General features: G+C 44.7%; 15 protein-coding genes. 11 read left to right on the top strand and 4 right to left on the bottom strand.

Features of this window, described 5'->3' with window-relative positions:
* Positions 1-59: 59 nt before the first annotated feature.
* The gene (locus OLM56_RS10590; protein WP_264526935.1) at positions 60-815 is read right to left on the bottom strand and encodes an SDR family NAD(P)-dependent oxidoreductase; all 756 of its coding nucleotides are present in this window, start codon (positions 813-815) and stop codon (positions 60-62) included.
* Between the two features lie 105 nt (positions 816-920).
* Between OLM56_RS10590 and OLM56_RS10585 the strand changes: the two genes are divergently transcribed.
* Positions 921-1,280 (top strand): winged helix-turn-helix transcriptional regulator, encoded by a 360-nt coding sequence (locus OLM56_RS10585; RefSeq protein WP_264526934.1) that lies wholly within the window; start codon positions 921-923, stop codon positions 1,278-1,280.
* Positions 1,281-1,315: 35 nt separating this feature from the next.
* Positions 1,316-2,785 (top strand): FAD-dependent oxidoreductase, encoded by a 1,470-nt coding sequence (locus tag OLM56_RS10580; protein WP_264529011.1) that lies wholly within the window; start codon positions 1,316-1,318, stop codon positions 2,783-2,785.
* Between the two features lie 35 nt (positions 2,786-2,820).
* Here the strand turns inward: OLM56_RS10580 and OLM56_RS10575 are convergent, their stop codons facing one another.
* Positions 2,821-3,588 (bottom strand): XRE family transcriptional regulator, encoded by a 768-nt coding sequence (locus OLM56_RS10575; RefSeq protein WP_121376481.1) that lies wholly within the window; start codon positions 3,586-3,588, stop codon positions 2,821-2,823.
* A gap of 157 nt (positions 3,589-3,745) precedes the next feature.
* On the opposite strand from OLM56_RS10575, the gene OLM56_RS10570 reads away from it, so the two are divergent.
* From OLM56_RS10570 to OLM56_RS10555, 4 genes are all read left to right on the top strand, one after another.
* Positions 3,746-5,158 (top strand): exonuclease domain-containing protein, encoded by a 1,413-nt coding sequence (locus OLM56_RS10570; protein ID WP_264529010.1) that lies wholly within the window; start codon positions 3,746-3,748, stop codon positions 5,156-5,158.
* 18 nt (positions 5,159-5,176) lie between these two features.
* A complete protein-coding gene (locus OLM56_RS10565; protein WP_264526933.1) occupies positions 5,177-5,623 on the top strand; it encodes a DUF1810 domain-containing protein in 447 nt (148 codons plus the stop codon).
* On the top strand, positions 5,607-6,233 hold the full coding sequence (locus OLM56_RS10560; protein ID WP_319800561.1) for an alpha-ketoglutarate-dependent dioxygenase AlkB family protein: 627 nt from the start codon (positions 5,607-5,609) through the stop codon (positions 6,231-6,233). Before OLM56_RS10565 ends, OLM56_RS10560 begins: the two co-directional genes overlap by 17 nt.
* Before the next feature lie 103 nt (positions 6,234-6,336).
* Complete coding sequence (locus tag OLM56_RS10555; RefSeq protein WP_264526932.1) at positions 6,337-6,684, top strand: nuclear transport factor 2 family protein; 348 nt, start codon at positions 6,337-6,339, stop codon at positions 6,682-6,684.
* 160 nt (positions 6,685-6,844) lie between these two features.
* Here OLM56_RS10555 and OLM56_RS10550 read toward each other — a convergent pair whose 3' ends face one another.
* A complete protein-coding gene (locus OLM56_RS10550) occupies positions 6,845-7,588 on the bottom strand; it encodes an SDR family NAD(P)-dependent oxidoreductase (protein ID WP_264526931.1) in 744 nt (247 codons plus the stop codon).
* 103 nt (positions 7,589-7,691) lie between these two features.
* Between OLM56_RS10550 and OLM56_RS10545 the strand changes: the two genes are divergently transcribed.
* Positions 7,692-8,042, top strand: a complete 351-nt coding sequence (locus OLM56_RS10545; protein WP_182493702.1) for a winged helix-turn-helix transcriptional regulator — start codon at positions 7,692-7,694, stop codon at positions 8,040-8,042.
* 425 nt (positions 8,043-8,467) lie between these two features.
* On the opposite strand, the gene OLM56_RS10540 is transcribed toward OLM56_RS10545, so the two are convergent.
* Positions 8,468-8,836, bottom strand: coding sequence for a winged helix-turn-helix transcriptional regulator (locus tag OLM56_RS10540; protein WP_121376488.1), 369 nt, complete (start codon positions 8,834-8,836; stop codon positions 8,468-8,470).
* Between the two features lie 157 nt (positions 8,837-8,993).
* Here OLM56_RS10540 and OLM56_RS10535 point away from each other — a divergent pair, with 157 nt between their 5' ends.
* The 4 genes from OLM56_RS10535 (at position 8,994) to OLM56_RS10520 (ending at position 12,793) form a co-directional block, all read left to right on the top strand.
* Positions 8,994-9,623: a DUF2306 domain-containing protein gene (locus OLM56_RS10535; RefSeq protein ID WP_264526930.1), complete on the top strand. Its 630-nt coding sequence runs from the start codon at positions 8,994-8,996 to the stop codon at positions 9,621-9,623.
* Positions 9,624-9,798: 175 nt separating this feature from the next.
* Positions 9,799-10,263 carry a hypothetical protein gene (locus OLM56_RS10530; protein ID WP_264526929.1) on the top strand — a complete coding sequence of 155 codons (465 nt, stop codon included), beginning with the start codon at positions 9,799-9,801 and terminating at the stop codon, positions 10,261-10,263.
* 54 nt (positions 10,264-10,317) lie between these two features.
* On the top strand, positions 10,318-12,054 hold the full coding sequence (locus tag OLM56_RS10525) for a tetratricopeptide repeat-containing sensor histidine kinase (protein WP_264526928.1): 1,737 nt from the start codon (positions 10,318-10,320) through the stop codon (positions 12,052-12,054).
* Complete coding sequence (locus OLM56_RS10520; RefSeq protein ID WP_121376491.1) at positions 12,047-12,793, top strand: LytR/AlgR family response regulator transcription factor; 747 nt, start codon at positions 12,047-12,049, stop codon at positions 12,791-12,793. Before OLM56_RS10525 ends, OLM56_RS10520 begins: the two co-directional genes overlap by 8 nt.
* Positions 12,794-12,816: the final 23 nt, after the last annotated feature.

Raw genomic sequence — 12,816 nt, 5'->3', positions numbered from 1 at the left:
TTACAAAACTTAAAAAGGCGACCAATGGTCGCCTTTTTACTGTCATTAATCTTCTGTCTTTAAAAACCATAGACGCCTCCGCCAACGGTGATTTTCTCTCCGGTAATCCATGCCGCCTCATCAGAAGCAAGAAACACGGCAACTTTTGCTATATCATCTGGTTGTCCCGTACGGCCCAGCGGTGTTTTAGAAACAAAATTTGCTTCCGCCTCGCTGCCGATAAATCCTGCGCTATGAGAACCTTCAGTCTCTACAATACCCGGCAAAATAGAATTGATACGGATATTTCTTCCTGCAAATTCTTTAGATAACGAAATGGTAATAGCATCTAACGCTGTTTTTGTAGCCGAATAAACCGACCCGGTAGGCAAAGGCGAGTTGCTCGCTCCCGAACTGATATTAATAATGTTACCTCCCTTATCGCCAAAAAGCTTCAAAGACTCCTGTATGGCAAGTATGGACCCCAAGACATTGATATTAAAAGAACGATGGAACGTTTCTGCCGATACTTGTTCAATAGGCTCATACAAATAAATACCTGCATTGTTTACCAGAATATCCAACGTGCCGAAAGCCTTTTTGGTTTCTTCATGCAATCTAGCCACATCAGCTTCTTTTGATACATCGCCCTGCACTGCAATGGCTATTCCTCCCTGATCGGTTATTGCGCTGACTACTTTTTCGGCGTCTTCTTTGCTCGAAGCATAATTCACTACAACCTTTGCCCCTTCTGCGGCAAAATATTTTGCAATCGAAGCGCCTATTCCTTTTGATGCCCCTGTAACTATGGCTACCTTATCTTTTAATCTGTTCATTTTTATTTTATTTAAAGTGAGATGCAAAGCTATAGACATTACATTTATTTAAGTAACTTTGTTACCAAAAGTAATAGTAACCAACAGGTAACAAAGTAACACCGTATGGAATTGGAATGTAAACCTCGTGTAGAACAACAGCACAAAAAAGAAATGATGGCTGTCCAGGATTCAATGGATGTGCTGAGTGGCAAGTGGAAAATCTCCATCCTCTCCTCTATTTGCTACTACAACAAAAGGAGATTTTCGGATATACTCAATGATGTCGTAGGCATTTCCAACAAAATGCTGAGCAAAGAGCTAAAAGAATTAGAAATAAACAAACTAATCAAGCGAACGGTTTTAGACACGCAACCCATAACAGTACAGTACGAACTTACGGATCATGGCCTAACCCTAAGAACGATAATTAATTATCTGACAGAATGGGGAATAGAACACCGTAAAAGAATTATCGAACAATAGTTGCATGTACTCTTTATAAAAGCCTGTTATTGGAAGTGAAAAAAGTAGAAGACAAACCAACCAACTGGACCATCTGCCAGGAATGTCAAGGACGCGGCAAAAAAAGCCGAAGGCTGAGCAAGAAAGTCCGGCTGCAATACCAAATAGCCTCCGATCTATTTGAAAAAAATAATGGCGAAGGAACAGCCCCTGTCCGCCCTAAAGCCCCTCTATATTCTTGCCTGAATTGTTCCGGATCTGGATTGATTCCAGCTGCCTTTCCTCCTGTGGCAGATAAAGAAAACTACCCGCACATCGCTATTATTGGTGCCGGCATTGGAGGCGTGGCATTAGCAGTAGCCTGCCTGCACCGCGGAATTCCTTTTACGCTTTTCGAACGCGACGACAACTTTGCCGCCCGTTCCCAAGGCTACGGACTCACATTACAGCAAGCCAGCAAAGCCATTGAAGGATTCGGCATTTTCTCGTTAGAAGAAGGCGTAATCTCTACCAGGCATCTGGTTCATACTACAGAAGGAAAAGTAATCGGCGAATGGGGAATCAGAAAATGGCTGTCCTCCGAAGCAAAGACATCACAAAAACGCACCAACATCCATATCGCAAGGCAATCGTTGCGTCTGGCACTATTAGAGCAGCTCGGCGGACAGGATGCCGTACAATGGGGACATCAATTAATCGATTTTAAGCAAGATAAAGATCAAGGCGTTACGCTAAACTTCCAAGTTGATGGAGAAATAAAAAGCTCCAAGGCAGACCTTTTAGTCGGAGCCGATGGTATCCGCAGTTCGGTGCGGAAACTGCTGCTTGGCGAAGATATCGCCCCTTTGCGTTATCTGGACTGCATTGTGATATTGGGTATCTGTCCTTTACAAGCTCTCAAAGACCCGACGAGTTCCCTGCTCGACTCCGCCACGGTATTTCAAACCGCCAATGGCAACGAGCGCATCTACATCATGCCGTATACTTCAGACTCCGTAATGTGGCAGCTAAGCTTCCCAATGTCCGAAGAAGAAGCCAAGGCATTAAGCGCACAAGGACCTCAAGCCCTCAAGGAAGAAGCTTGTCGCAGGACGCAATGGCACGATCCCATCCCGCAAATTGTAGCGGCAACATTGGAAGCCCAGATTTCTGGCTATCCCGTATACGACCGTGAATTATTAGAGTCAGAATTACTAGAGAAAAAAGGTGCCGTGACCCTGATTGGAGACGCAGCACACCCGATGAGTCCGTTCAAAGGACAAGGAGCCAACCAAGCCCTGCTGGACGCGCTTACCTTAGCACGGGGAATCGCAAAAGGATGCAAGCCCTTATCGCAATGGAGAAAAGCAGGAATAAGAAAAAGCGTATTGACAGAATTTGAATCCGAAATGCTAGAACGCAGCGCTGTCAAGGTAAAAGATTCGGCAGATGCCGCACAGTTCCTGCATTCCGAAATTGTGCTTCATGAAGGCGACGAGCCAAGAGGACGGTGCCTAAAGAAAAAAGACACCCAACAAAATAATTAAAGTCTATAGAATAAAAACTCTTTGCGGTCCTGCGCCTACGTAATCTTCGTTCGGATCTCGGCCATGTCTTTTTGCAGCTTCCTTACGACAGCTTCCAGCGGTTCGCCGCCCTCGTTCATCAGCTTGGCGTCATTGCGTCCGATATGCGCCACATATTCCCAGATCTCTATAATATCAGACAGCTTGACCTCATACGGATTATAAATCACATTGTCCGGCTCTACCGTAAGCGAATCCTCATTCTTGCTGTTGAGCCTTTTGTACGTCATGCCTTCGCTGCGCGTAATCAGAATATAGGTCTTGTTTTTCTTTATCTCGCCAAGATTCTCCACATACTTCCCGATAATAAAACTCTTATCATCGTGCGGAGGCATCGAATCGCCGCCTACCGGAAACGCGCGGTGCTTGCCCGGCCCTAAAAAAGGCATCGTTATCTGCGGCAAGGCTTCAATAAATTCAGGATCGGCATAACCCGTCAGATACCCGGCGCGGGCTTTATAAGGCACTATTTCAATCAGGTCTTCACCATTAGCATCTACCATAATAGGCAATATGATACGGTTATCATCCAGCTTGAGCAGGTCGTCGATACGGTACTTCCGTACGTCAACCGACAGCATCAGGTCGATACTGACGCCAAAATACCTTGCAATTTTTTTTAGTATCTCATACGGCGGCTCTACCTTCCCGCTTTCATACGGTTCGTACCTTCCGCGCTTGATATCAAGGCTTTCGGCCGTTTCTCTCTGGCTTTCTTTCCGGCTTTCTCGTAAGAATCTAAGATTATCTGAAAATAGCGACATTGTTAATGTTGTAAGTTACTACAGCAAAAATATATAATTTTGTAGAATATAACAACAATATACGCGCCATTCGACAAAGTTTTTAAAATGCTGGAAGTTGCCACAAAAAGAAAGCAATCCCAAAAACGAAAACACAATGATCAATGCTAGACGCTATATGAAAAACACGCAGTATGCCATAGTCGATATCGAAACCACTGGCGGCAACGCTGGCGGCAGCCGTATTACCGAAATCGCTATCATAATCCATGACGGTACGAGCGTCATTGACCGCTTTGAAACGCTCGTCAATCCGCAAAAAGAGATACCGCTTCCGATCTTTGCCCTGACCGGAATTACAAATGACATGGTGTCCGGCGCTCCTATTTTCGATGACATTGCCGAAAGAGTAGCCGAACTGCTTACCGACCGCATCTTTGTAGCCCACAACGTCAACTTCGACTATTCCTTCGTAAGGCACCAGCTGGAAGAAGCAGGAATCAAATGGACAGCCCGAAAGCTTTGCACCGTGCGTGCCGCAAGAAAGATCCGGCCCGGATTGGCTTCCTATAGCCTCGGAAACCTCTGCCAGTCGCTAGACATCCCTGTAGAAAACAGGCACCGTGCCGGCGGCGATGCAGATGCTACCGCGATCTTGTTTTCCCGACTGCTGGAATGGGACAGCGAAGGCGATATAACAAAGATGGTAAAGAAAACCGCGCAAGACCAGCGCCTGCCTCCTAATTTGCCTCCTGCAGACTTTGAGCAATTGCCCGAAAAGCCAGGCGTCTATTATTTTTACAACCAAGCCAAAAAAGTAATCTATATAGGAAAGGCGGTCAACTTAAAAAAACGCGTCGCTTCCCATTTTAGCGGCCATAAGATTACGCCGCAGCGCCAGCATTTCTTGCGGGATATCCATAGCATTTCCTTTGAGGTTTGCGGTACCGAACTGATGGCCCTGCTTTTAGAATGCAACGAAATCAAGACGCAATGGCCTGCCTACAACAGAGCCTTAAAACGATTCGAGCCCAAATACGGGCTGTATCAATACGAGGCCCGCAACGGCTTTACGTATCTGGCCATCGGAAAGCTGAGCCGATTCCAAGCCTGCATTGAGTCGTTCAATACGCTGCATGACGGCATACAGTTGCTCCGCAGCCTTGCCGAGCAATTTGGCATCGATCCCCGATTCTGCAAATATGGCGTGGAAGCCGACGGCATCAGAAAGGCAGACCTTACGAACCTGCCCGATGTCATGAGCCACAACAGCCAGATCGAAAAGGCCGTCGCCTTTTTCTTAGACAGCAGGCGAAGCTTTGGGATCATCGATAAAGGAAGGACTCCGGAAGAACATAGCTGTATATGGGTCGAAAATGGACATTTTTACGGCATGGGGTATATGGCCTCGGATACCACGCTGGCCGAACCTTCTGAAATAAAAGACTATGTGACCCATTACCGGAGCAATCAATATAGCATGCATATGATTTATGCCTATGCCGAAAAGTATCCTGGCAAAGTCTTTCCCAAACAAAAGTGGGCTGAAAAAGTTTTAGAAGAACATCACTTGGATGGCGTTCATGAATGATCAAATCGTACACAACAAATGGACAATTATAACCTAACGCGTTTCCTCGACGCACAAAATCAAGTATACCTGAAAGCGCTTTCAGAAATCAAGAACGGACAGAAAGAATCGCATTGGATGTGGTTCATCTTTCCGCAGCTAAAAAGCCTCGGCCGCAGCGAAACTTCAAAATTCTACGGCATTAATGATATCGATGAAGCCGCAGCGTATTTAGCCCACCCGATTCTAGGCCTGCATCTGGTGCAGATAGCCACGGCCTTCTTGGAAATCGACGGAAAGACGGCGCAAGAGATTCTCGGCAGCCCAGACGACCTAAAGGTGCGTTCCAGCATGACCCTTTTTGCGAATGTGCCGGATGCGCCTCCGGTATTTGAAAAGGTCATCGAAAAGTATTTCAACGGATTTCAGGACGAACTGACGCTACAGGTATTCCTCAAAAACAAATTTCATGATGACCTTATTTGAAGATACTGAACTCTTTATGTCTGGAAACCGCGGAACCAAAACATTTGACCTGCCCGATGCCGATGTCATGCTGATCGATACCTTTTTCACCAAAGAAGAGTCCGATTACTACTATACTACGCTGCTGGAACAGACGCGCTGGCATACTTACGAAATGCCGATGTATGAAAAAGTCGTAGCCGCTCCCCGACTGGTCTCTTGGTTTGAAGATAGTGTCCAAAAAAAGGACAAAGCGCCGACAATTTCCTTGACTCCAGACTTATGCGCGATCCGCCAGCGGGTAGAAACTGAAACCCAGATTAAATTCAATGCGGTCTTATTAAACTTGTATCGCGATGGCAATGACGGCGTATCCTGGCACAGCGACAAAACGGCTTCGGTCAACAAGAACATGATTATTGCTTCCGTCACCTTTGGCGAGACCCGCATGTTCCGCCTGCGCCATAAATTCAGGAAAGAGCTGCAGCAAGTCGAAATTCCGCTGTATCACGGCTCCTTTTTGCTGATGGCGGGAACTACAAATAGCTTTTGGGAACACCAAGTACCAAAGACGGCTAGAAAAGTACTGCCGAGAATCAACCTAACGTTCCGGCAGGTGCATCGAGAATAATAGCTAGAATGTTATATTGAACTTAACATAAGCTTCTAGCAATAAAACGTAACTTTAGGAGAACAAATCAAATAGATAGCAACCTTTAAAGCATAGCACACCCATGAACTTAAGCAACAAAGCCATACTCGAAAAAGCAAATGAAGCAGTCTCCAAAGGCGATAATGAAGGATTTTTATCATTCTGCACAGAAGATACCGAATGGACATTTGTAGGCGATCGTGTCCTGCGCGGTAAAGAAGCCGTCCGTCAGTATATGGCTGTCGAGTATCTGGAACCGCCGCAGTTTATGGTCGAAAGCCTCATTGCCGAAGGCGATTTCGTTATTGCCATCGGAAAAATCAACAGCAAAGATGAAAACGGCAAAATAGCCGCGTACGATTACTGCGATGTGTGGAGATTTGAAAACGGCAAGATGGCAGCATTAAAAGCTTTTGTGATAAAGACATAATTCTATGGTAAAAATCTTTTCGGATCCGAGCGGAATTCCTCCTACCTTAATCCTAAAAAAATAAAAAACCGCCTAAAATCACTTAGGCGGTTTTTAGTTTCCAGCGTTTTACTGCAAGTGGAAACGACAAAAGGCAGCCTCTTGCAGCTGCCCGTTTTTATTATTTCAGCGCATAGTTGATAAAACCTCCATCAACCAACAACTCCGCTCCTGTAATAAAGCTTGCCCCATCCGAAGCCAAGAACAGCACGGTGCTGGCCACCTCATCAGGATGTCCTAATCGCTGCAATGCTGTAGCTGATGCCAGATGTCCTTTTGCTTCTTCAGGCACGGCCTTGTCTAGTCCAGGCGTTGCGATCGGTCCGGGGCTTACCATATTCACGCGTATTTTTCGTTCTGCCAATTCGTTTGCGGCAATTTGCGCAATTTTGTTGATCGCTCCTTTCGTAGCCGAATACGCGCTGGTTCCTAATCCGGCTGCCGTTGCTACGGTTGACGAAGTAAACAGCACAGAAGCTCCTTCTGCCAAATGCGGAAGCAATTTTTGCAGCGTAAAGAAATGCCCTTTCACGTTGGTATTGAATTGGGCATCAAAATCAGCCTCGGTAACTTGCTCGATGGGTGCAAATACGGCAATGCCTGCATTCAAGAAAAGAACATCTAGCTTGTTTCCGGTTGCGGCAATCACTTTCTCTAAGGCGGCAATGCCTTCCAAATTAGAAGTGTCAGAAACTACGGTCTTCAAGTTCGGACTGTTGATTTCTTCGGCAGATTTTTGCAGGTTCTCTGCATTCCTGCTTGTAATCCAAACGTTGGCTCCTGCCTTGATAAATGCTTTTGCTGTTGCTAATCCTATGCCTGTGCTGCCGCCTGTAATGACGACGTTTTTATTTGTAAAATCCATTGTAAAAAATTTAAATATTAGGGCACAAAGGTAGCGCAGCTAAATGTATTTCCGTAACTTTGTAACGAAAAGTAACAGTAACATTAAAGTAACCAAGTAACTTATGCCGGAAAACGTTTGCTCTATAGAACATAAAAAAGAAATCATGGCGGTTCACGATGCAATGGACGTGCTCCACGGAAAATGGAAGATATCCATCATCTCTTCCGTCTGCTATTACAACAAAAGAAGATTCTCTGACATCTTAAACGACGTAAAGGGGATATCCAACAGAATGCTAAGCAAAGAATTAAAGGAACTGGAGATGAATAAGCTCCTAACACGCGAGGTTTTAGATACGCAGCCGATAACCGTTCAGTACCAACTAACCGAATACGGCAAGACCTTGCAGACTATCATCGACCATCTTGCTGAGTGGGGATTGGAACACCGAAAAGTAATTATCGGTAAATAAAAAGCAGTCAAGAAAAGCAGCCATACTGCTAGAAAAGGCAGTAAATACGACAACAAACTATCGGTTCTCTATAGAAAATAGATCTTTCTGGATAGCATTTACTGCAACTCTACATAACATCAGTTACGTTCTGCACAGCATTAGTAACATTCTGTATAACATCGGTTAGGAGTCTGTATAGAAAAAGAAGACTTCTGTATTATATCACCCCCTGTTCTGCATTACTTCAGTTGCATTCTGCATTACATCAATAGTGTTCTGCATAGCGTCTGTCAGATTCCGCCATAAAAAAAAGTTTTCTATACAGCAATTATAAAATTCTTATCAGAAAAAACCTTATGCAATACAGCACCGCTCGAATGTGATACAGACCACTACGGATGCAGGTCAGAACGGGACAGAAGCAGACACGCATTTCACACGTGCTACCCTATAGCAATCTTTTCCAGTTCTAGCTGCCTGGTTTTTACAAAAGCAGCATTGGCGGTTCCCCACGCATCTATCTGGGCCAGCAGCGGAATAATAGTTTTTCCGAATGGCGTGACTTCGTATTCTGATTTTTTGGGATACACTTCTTCCGCACATTTTTCGACTACTCCGTACGATAGCAGTTCTGCCAGCTGCATTTCAATGACGCGTCGTGACGCAATCCGAATGTCTTTTTGGATGTCGGTCGGTCGGGTAATGCCTCGGTTGATGGCATCGAGAATGCAGAGCTTCCACTTGCCGCCGAATATCTTAAAGGCAACACGGATGCCGCAGTCTAAATCTTCTTCAATCTTATTGATATACATCGTTCTTTTTTTACTGCAAAATACGCCAAATAAATCAAAAATCCGCGACGTCCTGCCTACCGAATCTTTTTTCGGTTATTGCACAGGAGCTAGATTGTCAGGAATTTTGTACTGTAAAACAGCATTTAGTGTAACCCTTACGACATACGATAGAATCATGGCAACTACCAAACTTTTAAAATTAGAAAAAACAGATCTCGGACCGTTATTTATATGGGTCCTTATTATCTTCTTGACCTGGCTCTTTATGCATGGCGCCGATCACTTTCTTTTGCTGACACCCGAAGCGCTCGGAAAGTACTTTAAGCTGAAATGGGTGCTTATCGCCCACATCACGGCGGGCGGCGGCGCGCTTGTATTGGGATTCGTTCAGTTTTGGCCCAAGCTCCGGAATTTTAGCTGGAAACTGCACCGTATCATCGGGTTCTTATACCTGCTGGCAATTCTCTTGAGCAGCAGCTGTGCGGTCATCTTGGCATTTACGACTGCTTATGAGGTGAACTGGGCGTATGCTTTTTCGCTGCAGGTTTGGGTAAGCGTCTGGATAAGCGCTACGGCCATCGCCTATTATGCGATCATCAAAAGAAACGTCAACCTTCACAAAGAATGGATGGTCAGGAGCTATATCGTGACCCTTGCCTTTATCATTTCGGGATTGGCGATAAAAATACCCTATGTGCAGAACCTGGGCAGCTTTGCAGACATTTCGCCTTCATTTTTTTGGATGGGATGGTCGGTACCTCTGTACGTCTACCAAATCGTGCTTAGCAGCAAAAAGAAGAAATAAGCAGTTCCGTACAGCAAAAAATAAAGAGGCCCAGTGCCTCTTTTCTTTTGTCTCCTTCTTCCTGTTGAATCAAATATTTCTTACTAAAAACAAAATTGTTGGATAAAAAAATTTACCTTTAGCACTCCTAGACAACCGTCTTGACCTATTGCACCACCATTAAAACTTAACGATCATGAATGCTTCAACTTCAGGAAATTCTAGAAAACAAACTCCCCTAGAACCCTTACAGATTTCTCAAATCAATTTTGAAAGCCTTGCTATAATAGGCATTACTAAGCCTTCTGAGCTTCTGACTCCGTTGGTATCTTCTGAGACTGAATTTAATGACAGCCGTGCGGTACGCCTTACTATCCGTATTGCGATTTTCATCCCTAAAACGCTATTAGGAAAAGCGCCTATCGAGCTGTACCAAGATTCAAATACAGAGGAAGCGAACGAACTCAAGCTGGTCGTAAAATACGACAGTGCCGAAGAAGAACCGAAAGAATACCATGCATGGTATGTCAGCTATACCCATGACATCAAGGATGGTGAAGAAGCAATAAAACAGATCCGGACTGTTGTCGAGAATCTCCATTTTAAAGATGCCAATCCAAAAACGTCCAGAGGTACTGTAACTCACGTATTGCAAAGCTAAAGAACATAGATAAAAACATCTGCAGATGTTTTTGTCGCCAACAGCAACACCCCAATGGTATCCAGAATTAAATTTGCCGCTTTTTCGCTCTTCTTTTTTCTTGCTTTTCCTCTTTTCGCGCAAGAAGCGCCCAACAGCGCCCTAGATTCGGCCATTAAGAAAAAGGCGCTTGACAATAAGAACAAGACTGCTTTTTATAAGGCGCAGGCTTTTTTCTTAGAGAAAAACTGGGATTCTACTTTGGTGTATTCCATGAAACAGCTGGCTGCAGAAAAGAATCCTGAGATTATCGATTATTGCCATTATTTCAGGGCTTTCAGCTTTAAAAGCAAGCGGCTGCTACAGGAAGCACGCAAAGAATTCGCCCAAATTTCCAAAAACTTTCAATTTTATTATAAGGTCAGGCTCTATCTGGGCGAGATTGCTCTGGAAGAAAATGACTATGAAGGCGCCGTACGCTATTTTAAGGAAATCGAAAAGCTTCCCGAAACAGGAACGTATGATTTCAAACGGGGCGTAGTCTATCATAACCTTGGGCTCTGCTACCTGCACCTGAAAAAGTTTGAAGAAGCCGATGCCTACCTGTCAAAAGGCTTCAAGGTACTGCAGGCCGAAAAAGATACGGTATCGCTTATCGGGTCGTATATGAACATTGCCAACTTGTATTATGAGCAGTATAAAGACGACCTGGCTATTCCGTATTTTGAAAAGGCGTATCACTTATCCAAGAAGATAAAGGACGTGGAACTAAAGCAGAACACGGCGCTCAATATGGCCGTGGTAGCAGAAAACAGCAAAAACTTTCCGCAGGCCTTGGTCTACCGGAAAGAGTACGAAAGCTGGCGGGATTCGCTGAACGACCAGAACAAAGTATGGGCAATAGCCGAATTGGAAAAGAAATTTACCGTGAGGCAAAAGGAAAAGGAAATCAACATATTGGAAGCGGAGAACAAGCTGAAGATTGCGGAAAGAAACGGATTTTTCTATTCGTCGGTACTGCTGCTTGTGCTGTTTGGCACGGGAATCTATTTCTACAGGCAGAAAATCAAAAATAGTAAGATCATTCTTTCGCAGAAAATGAAGCTGGACGAGCTGAATGCGGCAAAAGACCAGCTTTTCTCTATTGTCAGCCATGACCTGCGCTCGTCGGTAAACGCATTGAAGACCAGCAATGCAAAGCTGCTGGAAAGCCTTGAAAACAAAAACTTCTCAGAACTCGACACCCTGCTGCAAAACAATAGCGCCATTGCCAACGGCTCGTATAACCTGCTGGACAATCTGCTGCATTGGGCACTGTTGCAGACCAAACAATTGTATTTCCATACGGAATCGGTACATTTGTTTTCGATCGTGCAGCAGATGGAATTGAATTACAGGCCGCTGATGCAGGACAAAGGCATCCGGTTTGAAAATCTGGTTCCGAAAGGACTGTATGCGCAGGCAGATCTGAATTCGCTAAAAATAATCCTGAGAAACTTGATGGATAATGCAATCAAGTTTTCGAATGAAAACGGACAGATTGTTATTCATGGCAGTGCTTCGGAAGCCTATTGTATCTTTACCGTAGAAGATTTTGGTCTGGGAATGAGCCCAGAAATACAGCAGGAATTGCTTGACGACAGCAGCCTGGTTGCTAAAAAGGGCCACACGGAAAAAATCGGTACCGGACTCGGAATGCAATTGTGCAAATCGATGATACAGAAAAACGGCGGGAAACTGCGGATTGAAAGCATCGAAAATCAAGGAACCAAAATAAGTATCGAATTGTTAAAGACCCAAAGAAATGAATAAGGTAAGCGTGCTGATCATTGAGGATACTCCCGCAGAAAGCGAGGCGCTCGTAAAAGTGCTTACGGAAAACAACTATGCTATTGCCGGCGTTGCGACTACGTTTAGCGAAGCCTTGGCGTTGTTTTATAAGGAAACGGTCGACATCGTGATTATTGACGTCTTCTTGAACGGCTCGCCCGACGGGATTACTTTTGCGGAAACCATCAGCATTACTCCCGATATCTCCCGGCCTTTTGTTTTCTTGACGAGTTCTAACGACCGACAGGTTTTTGAGAGAGCCAAGCTTACCCGTCCGTTCAGCTTCTTGCTCAAGCCTTTCAACGAGCTAGAAATCTTGTATGCGGTTGAAATGGCAGTCGAAAAGTTTTATGAGCAGACCAATGTATTCCTTAGCGAAGACCAGGATACGGTGCTGAGCGTCGATTCGCTGTTCATCAAAAAGAAGAATTCCCTCAAGAAAGTGCTGATTGACGATATCGTTTATATTGAGGTGGAAGAACGGTACTGCAATATCATCACAGAGCATGAAAAGTTCGTCATCATGATTTCGCTGACTAAGATCAGCGAGCTTTTGGAAAAGAACAAATTTGTCAAGACCCACCGGAATTATATCGTGAACGCGAGCAAGATCGAAGAAATCGTGCTGCACGACAATCTCGTCATCTTAAAAGGCAACCACAAGGTCACCCTGGGCGAAAAGCACAAAGATTTTATCAAGAAATTAAACATATTAAAATAAGGCACTGCCTTCTTCTCTCCCGA

This window comes from Flavobacterium sp. N2550 (genome assembly GCF_025947265.1).
GTDB lineage: Bacteria > Bacteroidota > Bacteroidia > Flavobacteriales > Flavobacteriaceae > Flavobacterium > Flavobacterium endophyticum.
This window is presented reverse-complemented; position numbering and strand designations above follow the sequence as displayed.